Origin of the sequence: Cryobacterium sp. Y57 (genome assembly GCF_002929505.1) — a bacterium.
Taxonomy (GTDB): Bacteria; Actinomycetota; Actinomycetes; order Actinomycetales; family Microbacteriaceae; genus Cryobacterium.
The window spans coordinates 134,135-158,920 of record NZ_PJJL01000068.1 but is presented as its reverse complement, the minus strand read 5'-3'; the positions used below and the strand labels follow the sequence as shown (position 1 = coordinate 158,920).

Annotated in this window: 18 protein-coding genes; 13 read left to right on the top strand and 5 right to left on the bottom strand. The window is 63.9% G+C overall.

Annotation, left to right across the window (positions count from 1 at the left end; genetic code table 11):
- Window positions 1-4: 4 nt before the first annotated feature.
- Together CXY72_RS11230 and CXY72_RS11225 are read right to left on the bottom strand one after the other, a co-directional pair.
- Complete coding sequence (locus CXY72_RS11230) at window positions 5-1,195, bottom strand: Gfo/Idh/MocA family protein (RefSeq protein WP_199184016.1); 1,191 nt, start codon at window positions 1,193-1,195, stop codon at window positions 5-7.
- A gap of 71 nt (window positions 1,196-1,266) precedes the next feature.
- Window positions 1,267-2,313 carry a substrate-binding domain-containing protein gene (locus tag CXY72_RS11225; RefSeq protein WP_104127757.1) on the bottom strand — a complete coding sequence of 349 codons (1,047 nt, stop codon included), beginning with the start codon at window positions 2,311-2,313 and terminating at the stop codon, window positions 1,267-1,269.
- Window positions 2,314-2,512: 199 nt separating this feature from the next.
- Here CXY72_RS11225 and CXY72_RS11220 point away from each other — a divergent pair, with 199 nt between their 5' ends.
- The 3 genes from CXY72_RS11220 to CXY72_RS11210 all read left to right on the top strand — a co-directional run bounded on the left by CXY72_RS11220 (window position 2,513) and on the right by CXY72_RS11210 (window position 6,446).
- Window positions 2,513-4,033 carry a sugar ABC transporter ATP-binding protein gene (locus CXY72_RS11220; RefSeq protein ID WP_199184015.1) on the top strand — a complete coding sequence of 507 codons (1,521 nt, stop codon included), beginning with the start codon at window positions 2,513-2,515 and terminating at the stop codon, window positions 4,031-4,033.
- Window positions 4,030-5,064, top strand: a complete 1,035-nt coding sequence (locus CXY72_RS11215) for an ABC transporter permease (protein WP_104127756.1) — start codon at window positions 4,030-4,032, stop codon at window positions 5,062-5,064. Before CXY72_RS11220 ends, CXY72_RS11215 begins: the two co-directional genes overlap by 4 nt.
- A gap of 185 nt (window positions 5,065-5,249) precedes the next feature.
- Window positions 5,250-6,446, top strand: coding sequence for an ROK family transcriptional regulator (locus CXY72_RS11210; RefSeq protein WP_199184014.1), 1,197 nt, complete (start codon window positions 5,250-5,252; stop codon window positions 6,444-6,446).
- A 251-nt stretch (window positions 6,447-6,697) separates the two neighbouring features.
- Here CXY72_RS11210 and xylA read toward each other — a convergent pair whose 3' ends face one another.
- On the bottom strand, window positions 6,698-7,903 hold the full coding sequence (gene xylA / locus CXY72_RS11205; RefSeq protein ID WP_104127755.1) for a xylose isomerase: 1,206 nt from the start codon (window positions 7,901-7,903) through the stop codon (window positions 6,698-6,700).
- A 490-nt stretch (window positions 7,904-8,393) separates the two neighbouring features.
- On the opposite strand from xylA, the gene chvE reads away from it, so the two are divergent.
- The 5 genes from chvE to CXY72_RS11180 all read left to right on the top strand — a co-directional run bounded on the left by chvE (window position 8,394) and on the right by CXY72_RS11180 (window position 14,906).
- Window positions 8,394-9,512, top strand: a complete 1,119-nt coding sequence (gene chvE, locus CXY72_RS11200; protein ID WP_104127820.1) for a multiple monosaccharide ABC transporter substrate-binding protein — start codon at window positions 8,394-8,396, stop codon at window positions 9,510-9,512.
- A 78-nt stretch (window positions 9,513-9,590) separates the two neighbouring features.
- The gene (mmsA, locus tag CXY72_RS11195) at window positions 9,591-11,141 is read left to right on the top strand and encodes a multiple monosaccharide ABC transporter ATP-binding protein (RefSeq protein WP_233197781.1); all 1,551 of its coding nucleotides are present in this window, start codon (window positions 9,591-9,593) and stop codon (window positions 11,139-11,141) included.
- A 5-nt stretch (window positions 11,142-11,146) separates the two neighbouring features.
- Entirely contained in the window at window positions 11,147-12,337 is a 1,191-nt protein-coding gene (gene mmsB / locus CXY72_RS11190) for a multiple monosaccharide ABC transporter permease (RefSeq protein ID WP_104127753.1), read from the top strand.
- A gap of 59 nt (window positions 12,338-12,396) precedes the next feature.
- Complete coding sequence (locus CXY72_RS11185; RefSeq protein WP_233197780.1) at window positions 12,397-13,626, top strand: ROK family transcriptional regulator; 1,230 nt, start codon at window positions 12,397-12,399, stop codon at window positions 13,624-13,626.
- Between the two features lie 26 nt (window positions 13,627-13,652).
- On the top strand, window positions 13,653-14,906 hold the full coding sequence (locus CXY72_RS11180; protein WP_104127752.1) for an FAD-binding protein: 1,254 nt from the start codon (window positions 13,653-13,655) through the stop codon (window positions 14,904-14,906).
- Window positions 14,907-15,030: 124 nt separating this feature from the next.
- Here the strand turns inward: CXY72_RS11180 and CXY72_RS11175 are convergent, their stop codons facing one another.
- Both CXY72_RS11175 and CXY72_RS11170 read right to left on the bottom strand, forming a co-directional pair.
- Window positions 15,031-16,305 carry an endo-1,4-beta-xylanase gene (locus CXY72_RS11175; protein ID WP_199184013.1) on the bottom strand — a complete coding sequence of 425 codons (1,275 nt, stop codon included), beginning with the start codon at window positions 16,303-16,305 and terminating at the stop codon, window positions 15,031-15,033.
- Between the two features lie 68 nt (window positions 16,306-16,373).
- Window positions 16,374-17,408, bottom strand: a complete 1,035-nt coding sequence (locus CXY72_RS11170; RefSeq protein WP_104127751.1) for a LacI family DNA-binding transcriptional regulator — start codon at window positions 17,406-17,408, stop codon at window positions 16,374-16,376.
- Between the two features lie 152 nt (window positions 17,409-17,560).
- Between CXY72_RS11170 and CXY72_RS11165 the strand changes: the two genes are divergently transcribed.
- The 5 genes from CXY72_RS11165 to CXY72_RS11140 all read left to right on the top strand — a co-directional run bounded on the left by CXY72_RS11165 (window position 17,561) and on the right by CXY72_RS11140 (window position 24,761).
- Window positions 17,561-18,706 carry an endo-1,4-beta-xylanase gene (locus CXY72_RS11165; RefSeq protein ID WP_104127750.1) on the top strand — a complete coding sequence of 382 codons (1,146 nt, stop codon included), beginning with the start codon at window positions 17,561-17,563 and terminating at the stop codon, window positions 18,704-18,706.
- Window positions 18,707-19,021: 315 nt separating this feature from the next.
- The gene (locus CXY72_RS11155; protein WP_104127748.1) at window positions 19,022-20,314 is read left to right on the top strand and encodes an extracellular solute-binding protein; all 1,293 of its coding nucleotides are present in this window, start codon (window positions 19,022-19,024) and stop codon (window positions 20,312-20,314) included.
- 57 nt (window positions 20,315-20,371) lie between these two features.
- A complete protein-coding gene (locus tag CXY72_RS11150; RefSeq protein WP_104127817.1) occupies window positions 20,372-21,352 on the top strand; it encodes a carbohydrate ABC transporter permease in 981 nt (326 codons plus the stop codon).
- Entirely contained in the window at window positions 21,352-22,239 is an 888-nt protein-coding gene (locus CXY72_RS11145) for a carbohydrate ABC transporter permease (protein ID WP_104127747.1), read from the top strand. The genes CXY72_RS11150 and CXY72_RS11145 overlap by 1 nt, the downstream gene beginning before the upstream one ends.
- 107 nt (window positions 22,240-22,346) lie before the next feature.
- Window positions 22,347-24,761 (top strand): glycoside hydrolase family 3 N-terminal domain-containing protein, encoded by a 2,415-nt coding sequence (locus tag CXY72_RS11140; protein WP_104127746.1) that lies wholly within the window; start codon window positions 22,347-22,349, stop codon window positions 24,759-24,761.
- Window positions 24,762-24,786 lie beyond the last annotated feature (25 nt).

Here is a 24,786-nt window from a genome sequence, read left to right as displayed (position 1 = left end):
TCTCCTATTTCTGTGAGGCGAGTACGCGTGCGAGGGTGGGCGTCCAAGCGCTTCCATTGTCGGAACTGGCCTCCACGGCAGCGAGCACCTGCTGTACCTGCAGGCCGTCGGCGAACGACGGGGTCGGTTGCACGCCGGCCGCGACGGCCTCGACGAAGTCCTTGGCCTGATGGGTGAAACCGTGCTCGTAGCCGAGCGTATGCCCGGGTGGCCACCAGGCGGCCAGATACGGATGCTGCGGCTCGGTGACCAGAATTTTGGTGAACCCCTGCTGGCCGCTCGCGGTGGTGCCGTCGAAGAAGCTCAGGGCGTTGAGGTCTTCCAGGTCGAACGAGATCGCGCCGAGGGAGCCGGCCACCTCGATGCGGAAGGAATTCTTGCGTCCGGTGCTGAAACGCGTGGCCTCGAAGCTACCCAGCGCGCCGCCCTCGAACCGACCCGTGAACAGGGCCAGATCGTCGACCGTCACGGGGCCATGCTCGGTGGTGCCCGTACCCGAGAGTCCCTGCCGGAGGCCCAGAAGCGGGCGTTCGGCCACGATCGTCTCGATGATGCCCGAAACGCTCACGAGCCGTTGGCCGGTGATGAACTGGGCGAGATCGATGGCGTGGGCGCCGATATCGCCAAGCGCCCCGGAGCCGGCGAGCTCCTTCTGCAGGCGCCAAGTGAGCGGGGACTGCGGGTCGACGAGCCAATCCTGCAGGTAGTTCACCCGCACCTGGCGAATATCGCCGATCTTGCCGGCGGTGACAAAATCGCGGGCGAGTGTGGCTGCCGGGATTCGCCGATAGGTGAACCCGACCATGGCGTACACGCCCTGGTCGAAGGCGCGAGCGGCGGCATCCGTCATCGCCTCGGCCTCGGCAACCGTGTTCGCGAGTGGTTTTTCGCACAACACATGTTTTCCGGCGTCGAGGGCGGCGATCGCGATCTCGGCGTGCGAGGTCCCCGGGGTGACGATGTCGATCACGTCGATATCCGGCCGGTCGATCACGGCCCGCCAGTCGGTGGAGGATTCGGCCCAGCCCCAGCGTTGGGCGGCCTCCTTGGCGCGAGCGGCGTCGCGCCCCACGAGAACACTCATCTCGGGCTGCGCTGTCAGGTCGAAGAAGCGGGGGGCGACGCGCCAGCCTTGGGAGTGCGCGGCGCCCATGAACCCGTGGCCGATCAGTGCGACGCGAAGGGGTGCGCTCATGTGAAGTCTCTTCCTGTTGATGGTCACGGGGAGCACGACTCGCGTGCTCCCCGTGAGATGCGCCTTGGTGCTTAGGACTCGAAGGCGGTCGGCAGGTACTTCTCCACGTTCTCACTGGTCACCACGGGGGCGTTCAGCACGATTCGGCTGGGGATCTCCACCTCGACGAGGTCGCTCATGGCTTTCTCCTGCACGAGCAGGCGGGCCAGGCGGATGCCGTCGGCTGCCTGGGTGGACGGATACACCACGGTGGCCTTCACCACGCTGTCGCCGGCCTGGATCAGGCGCATGGCGTTAGCGGATCCGGCGCCGCCGACCATGATGAACTCGTCGCGTCCGGCGGCGTCGATGGCCGCAAGCACGCCGATTCCCTGATCATCGTCGTGGTTCCAGAGCGCGTCGATCTTCGGAGCGGCGGCGAGCAACTGGCTCGTGGTGGCCTCGCCGCCCGCCACGGTGAAGTTGGCAGAGACGCGGTTGGTGACGGACAGTCCGCAATCGGAGAGCGCCTTCGCGAAGCCGGCGGTGCGTTCCTGGGTGAGCGGGAGGGAATCGATGCCGGCGATCTCGGCGATCACGGCGTCGGGGTTATCGCCGAGTTCCTCGCAGATGTAGGTGCCGGCGCTGACGCCCATTCCGTAGTTGTCGCCGAGGATGGTGGCGCGGGCGGCGAAGGTGCTCGAAAATTCCCGGTCCACGTTGATCACCGGGATGCCGGCCTCCATAGCGCGGATGGCCACCTGCGTCAGTGCTGCGCCGTCGGTGGGCAGCAGCACGATGGCGTCGACCTTGTCGTTGATGAAACCCTCAACCTGGCTGATCTGCAGGTTGGCATCGTCGGTTCCCTCGGCGATCTTGAGGTCGATGTCGGGGTACTTTGCCGCTTCGGCGATCGCCGCGTTGTTGATCGCGCCGAGCCAGCCGTGGTCGGAGGCTGGGCCCGAATAGCCGATGGTGATGGTGTCGCCCTGGGCTTCGTTGCCCTCGACGCTCGCGTTCGTGGGCTGGGCATTCGTGGTTGCGCCGCCCGCGGTGCAACCGGTGATGAGGCCGACGACGGCCAGCGAGGTGCCGGCGGCGAAAAGAATTCTGCGACGAACAGTGCGTGGTGCAAGCATGTGTTTCCCTCTGGCTCGGTAATTGCTGCGGTAGTAGGAATGGCGCTGTGATGGCGGCCAGCGACGGATGCGGAGCAATTGTCGATCAGTTGAGGTGTGGTCGACGCTGACGAGTTGAACGATAGCAGATGATGGCGGTTTGCATGCAACTTATTGCTGTTGATCGACGTAAGTGCCATCGTTGTGTTAGATTTTCCGCATGATCACTGTCGACCATTTCGCACCATTACTCGAAGTGCGCGGGCTGAGAAAGAGTTTCGCCGGCGTAAAGGCCCTCCAAGGCGTCGATCTCGTCGTGCGGCCCGGCGAGGTGCACTGCGTGCTCGGCCAGAACGGCGCGGGAAAATCCACCCTCATCAAGACGCTGTCCGGTGCCTACCAGCCCGACTCCGGTGAGATCTTCTGGCAGGGTAACCCGGTCACCATCGGTGGCCCGGTGGCCGCCCTCGAACTCGGCATCGCCACCATGTACCAGGAACTCGACGTGGTCGATGGCCTCACGATCGCGGAGAACGTCTTTCTCGGCCACGAGCAGGCCACGGGCGGGTTGCTTCACGTAGCTTCGGCCAATGCCCGAACCGAGCAAATCCTCTCCCGCCTCGGTCACGGCGAAATCTCGCCGCGCATGGAGGTCGGCCAGCTCTCGGCGGCGAACAAGCAGATCGTGAGCATGGCCCGGGCGCTCAGCTGGGACACACGGCTGATCATCATGGACGAACCCAGTGCGGTGCTCGATTCCCAGGAAGTGGAGAATCTGTTCCGGGTCGTCGCCGAGCTCACTGCCCAGGGCATCGCCGTGGTCTACATCTCCCATCGACTCGCCGAAATTCGACGCATCGGCGACCGCATCACCGTGATCAAGGACGGCAAGAGCACGGCCAACGGCTTGAGCGTGTCCGACACGTCTACTCCCGAACTCATCCGTTTGATGACAGGCCGCGACGTGACCAACGTTTTTCCGGCCGCCACGCCGATCGCAGCGGATGCGCCGGTGGTGCTGGCCTGCGACCGGCTCGGAGTGCGCGGCGTGTTCAGCAATATCTCCCTCGAGGTGCGGGCGGGGGAGGTCGTGGGGCTCGCCGGGCTCGTGGGATCGGGCCGCTCCGAAATTCTGGAGGCGATTTACGGCGCTCGCCGGAGCACGAGCGGCACCGTGAGCGTGAACGGCACCGTACTGCGCGCCGGCTCGGTTGAGGCCGCGGTGGGCGCGGGCATCGGGCTGTCTCCCGAAGAACGCAAGAGCCAGGGGCTGATCCTCGACGAACCAATCTTCAAGAATGTCACGCTGTCGTCGTTCGGGCGCTTCGCCCGCGGCGGGTTCCTCAACGAGCGGCGCGAGCGCCAGGCCGCGCGGGAGCAGATCGAGGCGCTCGAGCTGCGGCCGGCCGATCCTGACCTGGTGACTCGAACGCTCTCTGGTGGAAACCAGCAGAAAATCCTGCTCGCGCGCTGGCTCGTGCACGGTACCGCGGTGCTCCTGCTCGACGAACCGACCAGAGGAGTGGACGTCGGTGCCCGCGCCGAGATCTACGGTCTCATTCGGCGTCTCGCCGAGGCTGGAACCGCCATCATCGTGGTTTCGAGCGAGATCGACGAGGTGCTCGGCCTGGCCGACCGCGTGCTGGTCATCAGCGACGGCGAGGTTCTCACCACTACCGATTCCAACGAAATCGACGAGTCCGGTGTGCTCGATCTGGTCATGAGAGGAAGTGCCGCATGAGCGAGCAAATCACTCAGGCGGCCCCGCCGATCCCGCAGACACACGTAGCCCCGCCCGGACGCCTGAAACGGGCGCTGGGCGGCTCGGTGGGCCGCAACCTCGGGCTGGTCATCGCCTTCGCGCTGCTGTTCCTGGTGGGAACCCTCACGGCGGGCGACCGGTTCGCCAGCTTCGACAACTTCGTCACCATCATCCGCTTCGCCTCGATCGTCGGCGTGGTCTGCGTCGGAATGACCTTCGTGATCACGGCCGGGGGCATCGACCTGTCGGTGGGTTCGGTGGTGGGCCTGTCGAGCGTGGTGGCGAGCCTCACCGCGGTGCAGCTCGCCTCCGCGCAGTCGTCCTGGCTGCTGATCGTCGTGGTCGCGCTGGCCGTCGGTACCCTGGCCGGCTTCGTGAACGGCGTGGTGATTGCGTACGGCGGCGTCGTGGCCTTCATGGCGACGCTCGCCATGCTCGTGGGCGCGCGCGGCCTTGCCGAACTCATCTCGAACCGGTCGACGCAGATCGTGAACAACCAGGGATTCCTGGATTTCTTCCGCGCCGACCTGCTCGGGGTGCCGATCTTGATCTGGATCTTCGTGGTCGTGGCGGTGGCAGGCTGGGTGCTGCTCAACCGCACCACCTTCGGTCGACGTACAGTGGCCGTCGGCGGCAATGCCGAGGCGAGCCGCCTCGCCGGCATCAAGGTGAAGCGCCACATGGTGTACGTCTACATGCTTTCCGGCCTCACCGCCGGCATCGCCGGGGTGATGTTCCTCGGCCGCACCACGGTTGGCACCTCGACTCACGGCACGCTCCTCGAACTCGACGTGATCGCCGCCGTCGTGGTGGGCGGTACGCTGCTGATCGGCGGGCGTGGCACCATCGTGGGATCCGTGCTCGGGATTCTCATTTTCAGCACGCTTACCAACGTCTTCACCCAGAACAACCTTTCGATCTCGGTGCAGAACGTGGCGAAGGGCGTCATCATCGTGGCCGCCGTGCTGTTGCAACAGCGTTTCGCCTCCCGCGGCAGCCGCAGCAAGTGACCGTACCGGGCAGCAGTGTCTCATAGCCGACGCCGTGCTCTGCCGCCGACCAGCGGTCAGTGGCGGCGCCCTGGCGTTGACTCCGGCTAGCCTTGTGGGAGTGTGCCTGGTCTTCTGTGGGTCGCCACTGCGCATCCGTTGAAAATGGTCCAAAGTTCGAATGATTCGTATGGTTGAATTGCCTGATGGTCGACATAAGTCACGTGAATGCCCTCGGTCCGGCTGGCGCGAGTGACCTTTTTCAAGTGTTGCGCGATGGTCAGCCGCGCACGCGCACGGAACTCGCCGACCTCTCCGGACTGGCCCGCTCCACCGTCGCCCTGCGCGTCGACGCGCTCACGCGTCTCGGTCTCGTCGGTCCGGCCGGCAACGCCACCTCCACTGGTGGCCGACCCTCGTCGCAGTTCGCCCTGCAATCCGGCAACAAATTCGTGCTGGCCGTGGACATCGGCGCGAGCCATATTCGGATCGCGCTGAGCGACCTGGGTGGAAGAAGCCTCGTGCAGGATTCCGCCTTTCTGGAAATCTCGGACGGGCCTGAGATCGTGTTGAACTGGGTCATCGAGGCCGGTGCGCGACTGTTCAGTGACAGCAGGCGGTCAACGGCCGACCTGCTCGCGATCGGCGTGGGCTTGCCCGGCCCGGTTGAGCACACCAGCGGCCGGCCGATCAACCCGCCGATCATGCCGGGCTGGGACCGCTTCGATGTTCCCGGCTGGCTGCAACAGCACTTTCGGGTTCCCGTGCTCGTCGACAACGACGTGAACCTCATGGCGCTCGGCGAACGGGAATTCGCCTGGTCGGGCACGGACCACCTCATCTTCATGAAGGTCGCCACCGGCATTGGCGCCGGCGTCATCTCGGGCGGCTACCTGCAGCGCGGCGCGCAGGGGATTGCCGGCGACCTCGGGCACGTGCAGATTGCCCGCGGCCTGGGCGTGCCGTGCCGCTGCGGCAATGATGGCTGCCTCGAAGCCGTGGCCTCCGGGGCGGCGCTCACGCGATTACTGGCCGCCCAAGGGCTGCCGGTGACAACGAGCCAGCACGTGGTCGACCTCGTGAAGCAGGGCAACCTCGAGGCTATTCGGGCCGTGCGTCAGGCCGGACGGGATATGGGGGAGGTGCTCACCATGTGTGTCAACTTGATCAATCCCTCGGTCATCGTGCTCGGCGGGTCGATGGCACAGGCCGGGGAACACCTGATCGCGGGCGTGCGGGAGATCGTTTACTCGCGCTCCAACCCGCTCGCTACCCAGCACCTGCAGATCACCCAGTCCAGCGCCGGGCCCAATGCCGCCATCCTGGGTGCGAGCATGCTGGCCATCCACCACGCGCTCTCGCCCGAGCGTATTGAGGCCATGGTCGTGTCGCTCGCCCTCTGACGCCAGCGTTCTGACCCGTCCCGTGCAGAGATACGAGGCATAACTCCTGCAATCTGAGCAGCCACCGGCCGACTTCCGCGTATTAGTGCGGGTGCCGGGGCGGCCTGTCGCCAATGTGCAGGAGTTATGCGCGGTGCAGGTGGCTGATTCAGCAGAGTGGGGATGCCAATGCCGCCCAGCCCCTATTTGTCGGGGCTGGGCGGCACGAACGCGTGCGGATCTCCTGAATTAGCTGCCGGGGTGCGGTGGGGCTAGCGGGCACCGAGCAGGTGTTCGAGGGCGAGCTGCTGCAGATGCACGAAGCCGAAGCCCTTGCCACCGAAGTACGGGTCGGTGTCGAAGTCTTCGTAGGCACTGCGGTCGGCGAGCAGATCGTCGTAGCTTTCGCCGGATGCGAGGGTGTTGTTCGACAAGTCAGGCACCTTCGACGCGGCGAGGGCCGCCTGCACCTCGGGATCGGCGCGGAACGCCGCCGCCCGCTGCTTGAGCAGCAGGTAGGTGCGCATGTTGGCCGCGGCCGACGTCCACACTCCCGCGACGTCTTCGGTACGGCTCGGCTTGTAGTCGAAGTGGCGCGGCCCGGTATAGGCCTGGCCGCCGCTCGGGCCGCCGTTTTCGAGCAGGTCGACGAGCGCGAAGGCGTTCTGCAGGTCGCCGTGGCCGAAGACGAGGTCCTGATCGTACTTGATGCCGCGCTGACCGTTGAGGTCGATGTGGAACAGCTTGCCCTGGTACAGCGCCTGGGCGATGCCGGCGGCGAAGTTCAGCCCGGCCATCTGCTCGTGCCCGACCTCGGGGTTCACGCCGACCATTTCGGGACGCTCAAGGGTCTCAATGAACGCCATCGCGTGGCCGACCGTCGGCAGCAGAATATCGCCGCGCGGTTCGTTGGGCTTGGGCTCAATGGCGAAACGGATGTCGTAGCCCTTGTCGGTGACGTAGTCACCGAGCAGGTTCACGGCTTCGCGGTAGCGCTCGAGCGCCGAACGGATGTCCTTGGCCGCGTCATACTCGGCGCCCTCGCGGCCGCCCCACATGACGAAGGTCTTGGCGCCGAGCTCGGCAGCAAGGTCGATGTTGCGCAGCACCTTGCGGAGGGCGAACCGGCGCACCGCGCGGTCGTTGGAGGTGAAGCCACCGTCCTTGAAGACCGGTGCGCTGAACAGATTGGTGGTGACCATCGGCACGATCAGGCCGGTGTCGGCGAGCGCCTGCTTGAGGCGGTCGATCTGGGACTGGCGCGCGGCATCCGTCGAGCCGAAGTCGAACAGGTCGTCGTCGTGAAAGGTCAGGCCGTAGGCGCCGAGCTCGGCCAGGTTGGTGACGGCATCGACGACGTCGAGCTGGGGACGCGTCGGGCCGCCGAACGGGTCACTGCCGTTATAGCCAACGGTCCAGAGGCCGAAGGAGAACTTGTCGTCGCGGGTGGGGGTCAGGCTCACGTCACTCAGGGTCATATCACTACTTCCGATTCAGCTTCGTCGATGATTTGTTGATTACTCAAACATATATCACGAGCGGATGAAAAAGCACGGTCTGCAGAAACTGTCGCCGTTTGCCTGCGGCCAGAACTATTGTGCAATCTGGCACCCCCCGTTCAGGGGGTGGACCGTACGATTTGGTAACGAATAGCTCTCAATTTCGAGACATTTCAGGCATTATCAAAAAAAAGTTAGTAAGCGAGGCGCAAATTCGATATGTTCTGTCCGTGAACAAAGTCGTCCGCGACTGATTCAGACCGCCCCGCAGAACGAGCCGCACAGCTCGGCCTGCACCGGGTTCGTTACGCCTGACGGTGTGAACCCACGTCATAACACCCTTACAACGAGGTAACGTCCGCTTCTTCTCTTCGCGTCAGCGCGGCGATTACGCGGAGTGCACCTCGTTGCAGCAGCGTGCGGTACTCCGCCCTGCACCCGGCAGCATTCAGAGAGGAAAGCACCAATGATGTCCCTTACCAAGAGGATCTTCGCCGTCGCGGCGACCGGAGCCGTGGCATTGTCGCTCGCGGCCTGTGCCGGAACGACCGCACCGGCGAATGATGGCGCAGCAGCCAGCGCCGACTGCAACGTCGGAATCTCCATGCCGACCCGCAGCCTCGAGCGCTGGATCAACGACGGCGAGCAGCTGCAGAAGCTCCTCAAAGACGCGGGCTGCACCGCTGACCTGCAGTATGCCGACAACAAGACCGACCTGCAGATTAGCCAGATTCAGAACCAGGTCGCTGGCGGCGCCAAGATTCTCGTTGTCGCAGCCGTCGACGGCGAGGTACTGGCGCCGGTACTCGCCGAAGCTGCTGGCCAGGACGCCAAGGTTATCGCCTATGACCGCCTGATCAACGGCACCGAGAACGTCGATTATTACGCGACGTTCGACAACTACAAGGTCGGCACCCTGCAGGGCCAGTACATCGAAGAGCAGCTCGGTCTCGCCGACGGTGCCGGCCCGTTCAACCTCGAGCCGTTCGCCGGTAGCCCAGATGACAACAACGCCAAGTTCTTCTTCTCCGGCGCATGGGACGTTCTGCTGCCCTACGTAGAGAGCGGCCAGCTGGTTGTGCCCAGTGGCAAGTCGCCGTCGTCCAACGACGACTGGGCATCCATCGGTATCCAGGGCTGGGTCTCGAGTGCAGCGCAGGCCGAAATGGACAACCGCCTCTCGTCGTTCTACTCCGGTTCCGAAGTCGTTGACGTTGTGCTCTCGCCCAACGACAGCCTCGCCATCGGCATCATCGCCTCGCTCAAGAGCGCCGGTTACACTCCCGGCGAGAGCTACCCGCTCATCAGCGGCCAGGACGCCGACAAAGCCAACGTGCTCGCCATCCTTGACGGCGAACAGTCCATGACCGTGTGGAAGGACACCCGCACGCTCGGCAAGCAGGTCTTCGACATGATCCAGCAAATCACGGCCGGCGAAGACGCCACCGTCAACGACACCGAGACCTACGACAACGGTAAGAAGGTCGTTCCTTCCTTCCTGCTCGACCCTGAGGTCGTCGTGAAAGACGATGTGCAGTCCAAGCTCGTCGACTCCGGCTTCATCAAGGCATCGGACGTCGGACTCTAACGAGCCCTCTCAGTCGGCCCCGCGAGAGCGGGGCCGACCATTCTGCCCGTCCGGGCCACCAGTAACAGCACGCATTAGATGAGCAGGAGGCTGCCCTTGGAGCACACGACTATCCTCAGGATGCACAACATCGTGAAGGACTTCAATGGAGTGAAAGCGCTCAACGGCGTGTCCATCGATGTCGTTCGCGGCGAGGTGCACGCGGTCTGCGGCGAGAACGGCGCCGGCAAATCAACGCTGATGAAAGTGCTCAGTGGTGTTTACCCTGCCGGCAGCTTCGAGGGCACCATCGAGTTCGAGGGCAAGCCGGTCTTCTACAAGACGATCAATGACAGCGAAGCCGACGGCATCGTGATCATCCACCAGGAACTGGCGCTCAGCCCGTACCTGTCGATCGCCGAAAACATATTCCTCGGCAACGAGAATTCCACTCGCGGTGTCATCGACTGGAACAAGACCAACCGCGAAGCCGCCCTGCTGCTCGCCCGGGTCGGTCTCGTCGAGAATCCGGCCACCAAGGTACTCGAACTCGGGGTCGGCAAGCAGCAACTCGTGGAAATCGCCAAGGCGCTCTCCAAGCAGGTCAAACTGCTCATTCTCGACGAGCCGACCGCCGCCCTCAATGATGAGGACTCAGCCCACCTGCTCAGCCTGATCGAACACCTGCGCGGGCAGGGGATCACCTGCATCATCATCAGCCACAAGCTCAAAGAGATCAAGCGCATCGCCGACACCGTCACCGTCATTCGCGACGGCAAGACCATCGAAACCATTGCAATGGATGGGCCGGATGCCACCGAGGCTCGCATCATCCGCTCCATGGTCGGTCGCGAACTCAACAACCTTTTTCCGCCACGTGAACCCAAAATCGGCGACGAAGTGTTGCGTGTGACGGACTGGACCGTTTACCACCCGGTCGATACGGCGCGCAAAGTTGTCGATGCCGCCTCATTCACCGTGCGCGCCGGCGAGATCGTCGGCTTCGCCGGACTGATGGGTGCCGGCCGCACTGAACTGGCCATGAGTATCTTCGGTCGTTCCTACGGCACCAAGATCAGCGGCAGCATCTTCAAAAACGGCAACGAAATTCAGATGCGCACGGTAGACGAAGCCATCAAACACGGCTTCGCCTATGCCACCGAAGACCGCAAACGCTACGGTCTCAACCTCATCGGCGACATCACCGTCAACGTCTCGGCCGCCGCACTGGGCAAACTCGCCAAGTGGGGCGTCATCGACCGAAACCGCGAATACAAGGTCGCCAACTCCTATCGCGAGAAGATGAACATCAAGGCGCCGAGCGTTTCGTCGATCACCGGCAAGCTCTCTGGTGGCAACCAGCAGAAGGTCGTGCTGTCGAAATGGATCTTTGCCGGCCCTGACATTCTCATTCTCGACGAACCGACCCGCGGCATCGACGTGGGCGCCAAGTACGAGATCTACGGGATCATCAACGAGCTGGCCGCCCAGGGCAAAGCCGTCGTCGTGATCTCCTCCGAGCTGCCCGAACTTATCGGACTCTCCGACCGCATTTACGTCATCTCCGAAGGCAAACTCACCGGTGAAGTCGCCGCAGCGGATGCCTCCCAAGAAACACTCATGCACTACATGACCGCGGGAAAGGACTGACCCCGATGAGTACCACAACCCCCGTGAAGCGCGCTAAACCCAGGTTCACGGTCAGCCTCAGGCAGTATGGAATCCTCGCCGCATTGGCGATCATAATCGTGCTGTTCCAGATTCTCACCGACGGACGTCTGCTGCTGCCCGGCAACGTCAACAACCTGATTCAGCAGAACGCCTACGTACTGATTCTGGCCATCGGTATGGTCATCGTGATCATCGCCGGCCATATCGACCTCTCTGTCGGTTCGGTCGTCGCCATGGTCGGCGCCGTCACCGCGATCAGTATGGGTAGTTGGGGTTTGCCGTGGTGGGCAGCCGTGGTCATCGCGCTTCTGGTCGGCGCCCTGGTCGGCGCCTGGCAGGGCTTCTGGGTTGCGTTCGTCGGCATCCCGGCGTTCATCGTCACCCTCGCCGGCATGCTGATCTTTCGCGGGCTCACCCTGGTTCTCCTCACCGGCGGAACCATCAGCGGCCTGCCCTCCGAATTCACCGCCATCGGCGCCGGCTGGCTGCCCGCCTGGCTCGGAGAAGTCGGCGGCCGGGACGTGCTCACCATCGCCCTCGGTGTCCTCACCGCGCTCGCCCTGATCGTGCAGCAGCTGCGCACCCGCGCTACCTTGCTCAAGCTCGACCTGCCGCGCGAACCGATCGTGAGCCTGTGGGTCAAGAACGGCATCGCAGCCGTGGCCATCGTCTGGTTTGCCTGGCTGCTCTCGGGCTACAGCGGCACCCCGATCATTCTGATCGTGCTTGCCATGCTCATTCTCGGCTACACCTTCCTGCTCAACCAGACCGTGTTCGGCCGCCACGTCTACGCCATGGGCGGCAACCTGTTCGCTGCCAAAATGAGTGGCGTCAAGACCCAGTGGGTCGACTTCTTCATCTTCGTCAACATGGGTGTGCTCGCCGGTCTGGCTGGCATCGTCTCGACATCCCGCGCCGGCGGCGCTGTCGCCTCGGCCGGGCAAAACTACGAGCTCGACGCGATCGCCGCGGTGTTTATCGGTGGCGCCGCGGTGACGGGTGGTGTCGGCACGGTCGTCGGCGCTGTTATCGGCGCCTTGGTCATGGGTGTGCTCAACATGGGCCTGTCGATTCTCTCGGTGGATGCTGCCTGGCAGATGACCATCAAGGGCCTCGTTCTGCTGCTCGCCGTTGCCTTCGACATCTTCAACAAGCGCCGGGCTGGCGGCCGTTAACTTCGTCCAACTCCTGCGGTGCTCTGCCCGGTGAAACCAAACCTGAGGGGTGGTGAGTCGTGACCAGACTGGCCTCGCCACCCCTCGGCCTTCGGGGTGGCACGAGCAATGATCAGTTGCGTCGGTTCAACCTGTCGATGATCCTGACGATGATCCATCATTCGAGCGGATGCTCGCGCGCCGAATTGACGCGACGCACCGGCCTGAACCGGTCGACCATTTCAGCCCTCGTGGCCGAACTGGTCGACCTGGGCATGGCGTTCGAGGGTGAACCGGAAGACGTGCCCGGTCGGGTCGGACGCCCGAGCCTGCAAGTCTTTCCGAGCCCCAGAATCGCCGCGATCGCGGTGAGCCCTGACGTCGACGCGATCACCGTGGGACTGGTGGGGCTTGGCGGTGAGGTCATTCGTCGCATCCGCTTTGATACGGCCCGTATCCCCACCGTGATTGAAACGGTGAACGCGGTCAAGGCCATCGTCGACGGCATGCGCGGCGAGATCGAGAACAACTACAAGATTGCCGGCGTTGGCGTGGCCGTTCCCGGCCTGGTCGACACGGTCGACGGCCGAGTACTGATCGCTCCCCACCTGGGCTGGCGGGATAGTGCACTCACCGGCGCCCTCACTAAGGCCCTGCACTACCCCGTGTTCGCCGGCAATGACGCGAGCCTCGGTGCCATCGCCGAAAGCCTGTTCGGGGCGGCCCGCGGCACCAGCGACCTAGTCTACCTCAACGGCAGTGCGAGCGGTATCGGCGGCGGCCTCATCATCGGCGGCAGCCCGCTGCGCGGAACGAGAGGGTATGCCGGCGAACTCGGCCACACCCTGGTGAATTCCTCCGGGGTGCGCTGTCACTGCGGACGCATCGGCTGCCTCGAAACCGAGGTGAGCATGCCGCGCCTGCTCAGGGTGCTCGGCCTGCCCCGGGCTGATCAGGACGAACTCGACATCGCCCTCGGCGTCTCGCGCGACCCGGCGGTGCTGCGCGAAGTGGCCAGGCAGATCGACTTTCTCTCGGTGGCGATCTCGAACTTTGTGAACATGTTCGACCCAGAAATGGTCGTGCTCGGCGGCTTTCTCGGTTCCTTGCTGTCGGTGGGACGCGAGCGCCTGGCTGAAGCCGTGAGTGTGAGTTCCATCGGCAGTCTCGGGCACGCGGTGCTGCTCGAGCGGGCGCAGCTGCGCTCCAGGCTCATGATGGTCGGGTCGGCCGAGCTGGCCTTTGCCGGGCTGCTCGACGACCCGGCCGGGTATGTGCGGGGCCGCCCCGACCTTGGTATGTTGTCCTAAACACCAAATACCGTGAGGCGGTCCGAATGAACCAGACGAGCGAACACAATTGGGCCGGTAACTACCGCTACGCGGCACCCGTCGCGCACCCGGGGAGCATCGACGAGGTGCAGCAATTCGTCGCCGCGGCCACCCGGGTGCGCGCCCTCGGTTCGCGCCACTCCTTCAATGCGATCGCGGATTCCCCGGGCACGCTGATCGCGCTCGACCGCGTCGACGATGCCATCGTCATCGACCCGACCCTGCTGAGCGTCGAGGTTTCCGGCGGCACGACCTACGGCACGCTCGCCGTCGAGCTGCAACGGCAGGGCTACGCCCTGCACAACCTCGCGTCGTTGCCGCACATCAGCGTGGCCGGCGCTATCGCTACCGGCACGCACGGCTCGGGCGACCGCAACGGCAGCCTCGCGACCGCGGTGTCGGCCCTGGAGATCGTCACCGGCTCCGGGGAGCTGCTGCGGGTTGATCGGTCGACCCCCGACTTCGCCGGCATGGTGGTGGCACTCGGCGCCCTCGGCATCGTCACCCGGGTCACGCTCGATATTCAGCCGACGTTTGAGGTGCAACAGTTCGTCTACGAGAACCTGCCGTGGAGCAAAGTGCTGCAGCATTTCGACGCCGTGATGAGCAGCGCCTACAGCGTGAGCCTGTTCACCAACTGGCTCGGCGAAAACGTGGATCAGGCCTGGGTGAAGAGCCGGGGCGGCGACTTCACGGGTGCGGGCGAGTTCTTCGGGGGGACGGCGGCGACCGTGGGGCGGCATCCGCTGCCCGGTATTTCAGCGGTCAACTGCACGGAGCAGCTCGGCGTCGCCGGGCCGTGGTCGGAGCGACTCGCGCACTTTCGCCTGGCCTTCACCCCGAGCAATGGCGAGGAGCTGCAGAGCGAATACCACGTGCCGCGCGAGCATGCCGCCGCAGCAATCGAGGCGATGCGCGCTCTCTCCGCCCGGATCGCGCCGCTGCTGCTGGTCAGCGAGATTCGCAGCATCGCGGCCGACGACCTCTGGCTCAGCCCGAACTTCGAACGGGCCGGCGTGGCACTGCACTTCACCTGGAAGCCCGAGCAGGCCGCCGTTGAGGCGCTGCTGCCCGCGCTCGAAGCGGCACTGGCCCCGTTTGCGGTTCGGCCGCATTGGGGCAAGCTCTTTCAGACGGATGCCGAGACGCTCGCGGCCAGCTTCCCCCGACTCGACGATTTTCGCGCCCTCGCTGATCGGCTCGACCCGGCGAGCACGTTTCGTAACGACTTTTTGGAGCGAACGGTGTTCGGGGGCTGATCGCGCGTCTGCGAGCCTGGCCAATTCACGACACCACGATTTGGCAAACTACATGGATTTACGCACTCGGCACCCCTCATGGTGAAAGACGTGCTGGATCCCATCGCACCCTGACCCCGAGAGATCAACCGATCGATGGACGGGTGACGCGAATTTGTTGTTCCGGTGAACCGAGAGTGAATCGGGTGGGGCCTGCCCCAGCGGCGAAGCTGACACCAGTAGTGAGCTGGTATTCGCCGGAGAATCCCTGGACCGTGACCCTGCCCTCTGCGTCGGTCACCACGGTCGTGGGAGCCAGCCACCACTCGCCCTTGACCAGCCCGTGCAACGCTTGGTATGACGGCTTGGGAGTGCCGTCGGCACGCACCAGCCCGATCGGTGCGCCGAGCCAGGCACCTGCGTCGGTGATGCCCCAGTAGGTGATGGCCTCGACGGAGGGGTGCGACACCAGCGAGCGGTAGTGCCGCACGAGCTCGTCCGCTTGACGCGCCTCGCCCTCGGGAGTGGATGGCCAGTAGGGAATCTCGTAGTCGTTCAGGTCCACGATGTCGGCCGGCATGAGGTGGCCTGAGACAAGCGATGACTCGGTCAAATGCAGCGGCAGGCCGAACCGGGCGAAGCGGTCGACCATCTCGAGCATGCCGTCCTCGCCCCAGTATCCCTGATGCATGTGGGTCTGCAGCCCGAGGGCATCGATCTCAATGCCGGCCTCCAAAACCTCCTCGATGAGGTCCTCATAGGCGGCTGAGAGATCGAAGTCATTGAGCAGCAGCCTGGCTTGGGGATTGACCGCTCGCGCCTCGTCGAACGCCATGCGGATCATCGCAACGCGCCCCCTGGCGCGAGCCAGCGGCGTGATGCCATTGTCGCCGTTAGCGAACACGGGCATGATGACGACTTCGTTGATGGCGTCCCAGGTGTCGATGAGCCCCTCGAAGTCGGCAACATCGCGGCGGATGCGTTCGCGCTGCAGCCGCTCGACCTCCTGCAGCGACAGGCCGAGCAGCCAGTCGGGTTGCACCGTGTGCCAGACGAGCGGATGCCCCTTGAGGGTCACGCCCCGCTGGCGAAACCACCGCGCGGCTTGTTGCAGTCGAGCGGTGTCTGGTGCCCCGCGCACGGGCTCGAAGCGGCCCCAGTAAAACGGGAGTGTTGCCGTGTTGAAGAGGTCGGCATACAGCTCGGCCAGGCTCTCGGTGCCGATCTCGTCGGGCTCGCCGTTCGCAAGGCGGAGAAAATCGAATCCGATATTGCCAAAACCAAAGGCGTGGCTCACCTGCGAGACGACGACCTCGGCGTGCGCGAGGGGAACACCCGAGGCATCCGTCACGGTCACGACGGATGCGCAGATCCGATGGGTGGGTGCCGAGGCCGCCGAGAAAGCAGTGGAGCGCATCATTGCAGGGTCACTTTCTGGAATCGAATGTTGTCCCGCCAAACATATCTAGCTCTGTGTCAAATGAAAAGTTAGAATGCGATTGGCGCGGGGCCAGTGCTCGCCCGGACCACGAGTTCAGCGGGCAGCTGGACATGGTTGGGTATGTCCTCGCCGTCGAGCAACTTCACGAGCATGCGCAGGGCCTGTGCTCCCATGTCGTGCAGCGGCTGGGCCATGGTCGTCAGCGGCGGCTTCGAGCTCGCGGCTTCGGGAACGTCGTCGAACCCGATGACGGAAACGTCCTCCGGTACCCGAAGTCCGAGGTCGCGTGCCGCGTTCAGCACGCCGAGTGCGGACATATCGTTGGCGGCGAACACCGCGGTCGGCCGATCCGGACGCATCAGCAATTCGCGGGCCGTCTTGGCTGTCAAGGCAGTCTGGTATTCACCGTCGCAGACAAGCGTTGGGTCGAACGGTATGCCGGCCTGCTCCAGAGACTCGCGGTAGCCGGCCTCACGCAACTGGGCCGATGCAAGGTCGGTGCGCCCGCGGATATGGGCAATGCGGCGGTGTCCCAACTCGATCAGGTGTCCGGTGGCGACCCGGGCGCCACCGATATTGTCCGAGTCGATCGTGGAAGGTCCGCCCGGCCCGTCATGCGGGTCAATAGCGACGACCGGGATCGAGGTCGTCGGCATGAGCAACGTCGGCGTGACGATGATGGCACCGTCGATGAGCGTGCCGGCCAGGCGGGATAGGGATCGGCGTTCCCAGCCAGCACTGATCCCGCCCGGAGCGAGGGCCGAATACGCGAGTAACTCATAGCCGGTCCCGGTGGCAGCCGTCGAGATGCCCTTGAGAAGTTCGGCCGAGAACGACTCGAATTCAGGGACGAGGATTCCGATCACGTTGGTGCGCTGTCGCCGCAAACTCGCCGCCACGAGGGAGGTCTCATAGCCGAGTGCGGCGACGACTTCTGTCACTCGCTTGAAGGTCGCGGGCGCGACACCGTAGCGCCCATTGACAACCTTTGACACCGTCGGCACGGAAACGCCGGCTTCGCGAGCGACGTCGGCGATTGTCACTCGCCCGAGCAGGGGGGATCGGTTGACATCGCTGTTCATAATGCTCAGGGTACAGCGCGGTGGGACACCCCCGACTCACTGCCGCCGTGAGAATTTGTTGACCCGCTAAACATACCCTGCTAGCCTTCACCTGACCGGTGGATAACGATATCCAAACAGTGCCACCGGCGGCCTATGCAAAGGAGCATAAAGTGCGCACTGCCCATCTCCTCACCGTCGCCGCCCTGGCGGTGGCTTCACTGGTGGTCGTCCCCACCGGAGCGTTCGCTGCGCCCGCGCCGCCGGCGGACCCGAGCGCCTCGCAGCACTCGGCCGTCATAGGGGAGGACACCCTGCGTGGCCTCGCCGAAGAGGCCGGCATTGAGTTCGGCGTCGCCGTGAACGCGGACCTGTTGGCGAAGAACGGCAAGTATCGCAACATCGTCAACACCCAGTATTCCAGCGTGACGGCCGAGAACGTCATGAAGTGGGAGGCCGTCAACCCGGCGCCTGGCGTGTACGACTGGGCGCCGGCGGAGGCGCTCATCGCCAACGCTGAGGCCAACGGCCAGGTCGTCCGCGGGCACACCCTCGTGTGGCACAACCAGCTGCCGGCCTGGCTCACGACCGGCCAGTTCAGCGCTGAGGAGTTGCGCGCGATCCTGGAAAACCACGTCCGGACCGTTGCCGAGCACTTCGCCGGCGATATCCAGCAGTGGGACGTCGTCAACGAGATTTTCAACGACGATGCCACGGGGAGCTTTCGCGAGACGCTCTGGTACCAGGCGTACGAGGAGCTGGGTCTGCCTGGCGAGCAATACGTCGCCGACGTGTTTCGCTGGGCGCACGAGGCCGACTCCGCGGCCCTCCTGTTCTACAACGACTACAACCTCGAGTTCACGGGGCCCAAGAGCAACGCCGCGTACGCGTTCGTCCAGGAACTGTTGGCCGACGACGTGCCGATCCAGGGTGTTGGCTTCCAGAGCCACCTGGACACCCAATATGGCTTCCCCGACCTGCAGAGCAACCTGCAGCGGTTCGCTGACCAGGGCATCGAGGTCGCACTGACCGAGGTGGATGTGCGCACCTTCGTTACCCAGAAGTCGAACGGTACCTACACCAACACACCGGCGGACGCAGCGGAGGGCGCCGAGCAGGTGGAGTATTGGGTGCGCACCCTCGAGGCGTGCCTGGCCGTCGAGGCGTGCAACTCCTTCACGGCGTGGGGTGTCTCGGACGCGAACTCGTGGATCCCGGGCTGGTTCACCGGACAGGGTGCCGGGCTGATCTTCGACGTGCACTCCAATCCCAAGCCGCAGTACGAGGCGCTGCGTGAGGCACTGCGGAACGCCGCTTGAATACCTCATAAGGCAGCAGTTCACGTTCAGCAGCAGTCGATTCGAAACGCACGGGGGCACATCCATCCGGGCGTGTACCTGGTGGCTTTGCCGCCCAGGTCTGTCGCGGTCCCGAGTTGATCGTGGTCGCCGATGGACATCGGTCCGGCCGCAAAGTCACGGTCGGCAGAGTCTCTTTGTGGGCTGTCGTCGAAGTAGAAAACGTTATCGAAATCGATATCGATATCGATTGACAACGACGGAGCCATCCTGAGAGGCTCTGTGTGCACCAGGTAAGTAACGAATGTCACCTATCCCTATCAAGGAGATTCCACAATGAAGCGGAAAAATCGATTCGCGGGTATTCTCGCGCTGGCCGCAAGTACCGCACTGCTCGCCTCCGGTTGCGCCAGCGGCGGAGACAGCGGTCAGGGCGACACCGTCGCCCTGACTTTCTGGCAGAACTCAACGACCGGAGAAGGCAAGGCCTACTGGGAAAAGACGATCGCCGAGTTCGAAGCTGTAAACCCGAAGGTCACTATCGAGATGCAGTCCATCCAGAACGAAGAGATGGATGGAAAGCTCCAGACCGCGCTGAACTCCGGCGATGCACCGGACATCTTCATGGCTCGCGGCGGCGGCAAGCTGGCGGACGTTGTAGCGGCCGGACAGGCCATGGACATCACCGATTCCATTGCCGACGCCACCAAAGCGGCAGTCCCCGAAGGCGTACTCAGCGCGTTCGCGATTGACGGCAAGATCTACGGCATGCCGACCGCTGTGCTCCCTGGTGGCATCTTCTACAGCAAAGACCTCTTCGCGGAGGCCGGCATCGATGCGGTGCCAACGACGTTGGATGAGCTTGACGCTGCGGTGGACAAGCTCAAGGCCACTGGTGTGGCGCCGATCGCCGTGGGTGCGAAGGACGCCTGGCCCGCTGCGCACTGGTACTACTTCTTCGCGCAGCGAGCGTGCTCGCAGGACGCTATGAACGAGGCCGCCAAGACCAAGACGTTCGACGACTCGTGCTGGCTGAAGGCGAGTGAGAACATGCAAACATTTGTGAAGACCGAGCCGTTCAACCAAGGCTTCCTCACCACCTCGGCGCAGCAGGGGGCAGGCAGTTCGGCTGGCCTCCTGGCCAATCACGAGGCAGCGATGGAGCTCATGGGGGCCTGGAACCCGGGTGTGATCGCCAGCCTGACCCCTGACCAGAAGCCGCTACCCGACCTCGGCTGGTTCCCCTTCCCCGAGGTGACAGGCGGCGACGGTACGCCGGGCGCGATGATGGGTGGCGTGGACGGATTCACCTGCTCAGCACAGGCTCCCAAGCAGCAGTGCACCGATTTCCTCAACTTCTTCATGCAGAAGCAACAGCAGGAGGGGTACGCAAACGCGTTCCACACTCTTCCGGCCAACACCGAAGCCCAGGGCGTCGTTTCTGATAGCGCTTTGCAGTCCATCCTGGCTGCCTACAACGACGCACCATACGTGACGGTGTGGCTGGACACTCTGTTCGGACAAAACGTGGGCACCGCGCTGAACACCGGCGTCGTCGACATGCTTGCCGGCAAGGGTGGGGCAGCGGACCTGGTTTCAGGCGTCAACGCGGCAGCAGCCAAGGGATAACTCGAACCCATGAGAAAAGAGTCCGCAGGCGCCGCGTCGTTGACCGACGAGCGGCCGATGCCGGGCACGAAGAAGGTTGGGGATGGCGCACCTCGTGCGTCGTCCCCGGCCACACCGCGCCCCACACGAAAGACGGCAGACTGGCGTAAGCGCCTGGAGATCACGATCCTCTCCGGGCCGGCAATCATCGTCTTCGTCAGCTTCGTGATCCTTCCCGTCATCCTGGCCGCGTACTACGGCTTTTTTCGCTGGAAGGGCTATGGGCCGGCAACCGACTTCGTCGGCTGGGGCAACTATTTCATCATCTTCGCAGACAGCGCATTCCACGAAGTGGTGCTGCACAATGGCATCATCGTCGTGCTGTCATTGGTTTTCCAGCTGCCGGTCGCGATCTTTCTTGCACTGCTGCTCAACCAGAAAATCCGAGGACGATCCCTTATACGAGTTCTGATCTTCGTGCCGTACATCATCTCGGAGGTTATCGTCGGCATCGGGTGGGGACTGATGCTCCAGACCAATGGCGCGGTGAACGACCTCCTGGCCGCTGTCGGGCTAGGGGCGTTCAGGGCCGACTGGCTCTCGGATCCCAAGATCGCCATTTGGTCGCTGATGGTCATCATCACCTGGAAGTACGTCGGCTTTGCGGTCATCCTGTTCCTCGCCGGACTTCAAAGCATCCCCGAGGAGCTTTTTGAGGCAGCGTCGATTGACGGGGCGACCTACTGGCAGGTGCAGCGCCACATCACCCTGCCGCTGCTCGGCCCGACACTGCGAATCTGGGCATTCCTCTCGATCATCGGGTCGCTCCAGTTGTTCGATCTCGTCTTCATTATCTGGGGCCAGTACGTCGCTTCGACAGCGGGAACATCGACCATGGCGACATATATGGTCGCGAACGGTCGTACGTCGGGCAACTTCGGCTACGGCAGCGCCGTCGCGGTCGTCATGTTCCTGATCTCACTCGTCATTGCGCTGACCTATCAGCGCTTCGTATTGCGACGCGACACGGCTGGCGCGCTCACTGAGAGGCAGAAATAATGTCCACAATGACGAGTGTGAGGCCAATGCTCGAAGAGGAACTGCCCGAGGTGCGCGGCACTCGCGAACGCCAGAAGTGGGGCAACCCCGTCACCTACTTCATCGCCTTCCTGTTCATCGCCCTGAGCCTGGGTCCGGTTCTCTACATCGTGACCGGGGGCTTCCGCGACAATTCCCAGATCACCTCGTCGCCCGCAGGGTTTCCGACTCCGTGGCGTTTCGACAACTATCTCAACGTCTTGTCGAGTGCGACCTTCTGGCAGCAGATCGGCAACTCGGCCATCGTCGGTCTCACGACGACGATCGGCGTCGTGGTGCTGGGTGTGATGGTCAGCTTTGTACTTGCTCGCTACCACTTTCAGGGGCGCGCGGCGATGTATTCCCTGTTCGCGGCCGGCCTTATGTTTCCGATGACCGTTGCAATCACGCCGCTTTATATCCTGGTCAAGGACCTCGGGCTGATGAACAGCCTGGCCGGTGTGATCCTGCCGCAAATTGCGTTCGGCCTGCCAGTGACCGTCATTATCCTGGTGCCGTTCCTCAAAGCGATTCCCGATGAGATTGAGGAGGCCGCATCGATTGACGGTGCGAGCCGCCTCGGCTTCTTCTTTCGCATGGTCGTGCCGTTGTCGATTCCTGGCGTCGTGACCACCGGCATCCTCGCCTTCGTCGCCAGCTGGAACAGCTACCTACTGCCGCTGTTCATCCTGAGCGACCAATCGACCTACACCCTGCCACTGGGTGTGCAGGCGTTCGCCTCGCAGTATTCGGTGGATACGGCCAGCGTCCTGGCTTTCACCTCCCTCTCCATGATTCCGGCGCTCATTTTCTTCACACTGTTCGAGCGCCGCATTGTCGGCGGATTGACCGGGGCGGTCAAGGGCTGAGCCGTACGCGCAGTGCTGGCCGTGACGTGCTGCTTGCGCGCGGTGGACTAACCGCATATTTGACCCTGAATGAAAGTGATGAATTCGTGACTGAAACAGTCTTAGCTATGCCCGAGGTGTCGGAACGCGTACGCGCGCTCCATGCTCGGATGACTCTCGAAGAGAAGCTCGCTCAGATCGTCGGCTACTGGCTGGACCAGAACGGCGTCGTCGCACCCATGCAGGGTGAGATGGCTGCGGGGCAGAAGGCGTCTACCGACCTCGCCGAGGTGACCAGGCATGGCATCGGGCACTACACCCGCGTCTATGGCACACGCCCGGTTGAGCCGGCGGAACGCGCCGCCTGGCTGTGGGCTGAGCAGCGCCGCCTCAAGCGCGAGACGCGACTGGGAATCCCCGCGCTCGTGCACGAAGAGTGCCTGACCGGACTCGCCGCATGGAAGGCGGCCACGTTCCCGACGCCGCTCGCCTGGGGCGCCTCGTTCGACCCAGCGTTGGTACAGGAGATGGCCGGCGTCATCGGCGAGTCAATGAAAGAACTGGGCATTCACCAAGGGCTGGCCCCCGTGCTCGACGTGATCCGTGACCCCCGCTGGGGTCGGGTCGATGAGTGCATCGGAGAGGATCCCTATCTCGTCGGCACCGTCGGCACGGCGTACGTGCGCGGCCTTCAGGGAGCTGGGGTGCATGCGACGTTGAAACACTTCCTCGGATACTCCGCATCGCGCGCCGGTCGTAATCATGCGCCGGTACACGCCGGCCCACGAGAGATCGCGGACGTCTTCCTGCCGCCGTTCGAGATGGCGATCCTCGACGGCGGCGCGAAGTCCGTCATGAATTCGTATACCGACATCGATGGAATTCCGATGGCGGCCAATGGCGACTACCTCACCGGTGTACTTCGCCAGAAAATCGGATTCACCGGCGTTGTCGTCGCCGACTACTTCGCAGTGGCTTTCCTTGAGGTCATGCATGCCGTCGCGGCCGATCGAGGCGAGGCAGCGGCGCTAGCGCTCGAAGCGGGCATCGACATCGAACTGCCAACCGCCGACGCCTACCTGCAGCCCCTAGCTGATCGCATCCGTGCGGGAAAGTTCGATGTGGCCTATGTCGACCGCGCGGTGTTGCGTGCTCTCGCGCAGAAGGAAGAATTGGGGCTGCTCGATGCTGATGCCTTCGAGGGTGATGCGCCAACGGACATCGACCTCGACTCGCCGCGGCACCGCGAGCTGGCCCGCCGGCTCGCCGAGGAATCCGTCGTGTTGTTGTCGAACCACGGCGTTCTCCCCCTGGAAGGTCGGGCACGACCACTCTCGAAGGTTGCGGTCATCGGCCCCAATGCGCATCGTGCTGAGGCGCTGCAGGGCTGCTACTCCTTTGCGAACCATGTTCTCTCCGGCTATCCCGATCTCCCGCTCGGCTTCGAGATCCCGACGGTACTGGACTCGCTCCCCGGTGCCTTCGAAGCGGCCGGCCTCGCCGTTCCGGCGTTCGTCTACGCCGAAGGTTGCGCCGTCGAGGACGACGACGACTCCGGCTTCGATGCAGCAGTGCACGCTGCGTCGTCGAGCGAACTGGCCATTGTCGTCGTGGGAGATCAGGCGGGGCTCTTTGGTCGAGGCACCGTCGGCGAGGGCAACGACTCCGAATCTCTAGAGCTACCCGGTGTGCAACGCCAACTGGTCGAGGCCGTGATCGCGACCGGAACACCGGTCATCATGGTGCTGTTGACCGGGCGGCCGTACGCGATCGGGTGGGCCGTTGAGGGCGCAGCCCCGGCTGCCGTGCTTCAGGCATTCTTTCCCGGCGAGGGCGGCGGTCAGGCAATTGTCGACATCATCACGGGCCGGGTGAATCCGTCGGGGCGCCTTCCGGTTTCGATGCCGCGCTCGGCCGGCGCGCAGCCGTATTCGTACCTGCACCCGATTCTGGGCGGGCCGTCCGACGTCACCGCGACCGATTCGACGCCGCTATTCCCCTTCGGATTCGGCCTGTCGTACACTTCCTTCGACTATTTTGACCTCGACGTCGATACTGCCGTGGCGGCCGGCGGCGTCTTCACGGCCGCGGTGACGGTGTCCAACACCGGCGCCGTTCGTGGCTCCGAGACAGTGCAGCTGTACGGGCACGACGTGCACGGCACGGTGGCCCGGCCGGTGGTGCAAATGCTTGGCTACTCCCGCGTGGAACTCGATGCGGAGGAGTCCGTGCGTTTGACCTTCTCGGTTCCGGCGAGTCGATTCGCTTTCAGCGACCGGCGCATGGTCAAGGTCGTTGAGCCCGGCGATGTCGAGGTGTGGTTCGCTTCGCACTCGGCCGCCTCGGATGGTGCGCGGGCAGAAGAGGCCACCAACGGCGCGATCGTCAGCGAGAAAACAGCACGGGTGCGACGCATTCCCGGTGTGTCAACGGCCCGCGCCATCGTTGCGATCACCGGCGATGTTCATGAGGTCACCGCGGCGAATCTGCGCATGGTGGATGTTCGTCAAGACGCGCTGGTGCGATCATCGGTGTCGGCCTGAACATGAACGACGAAAAACCTCCCCT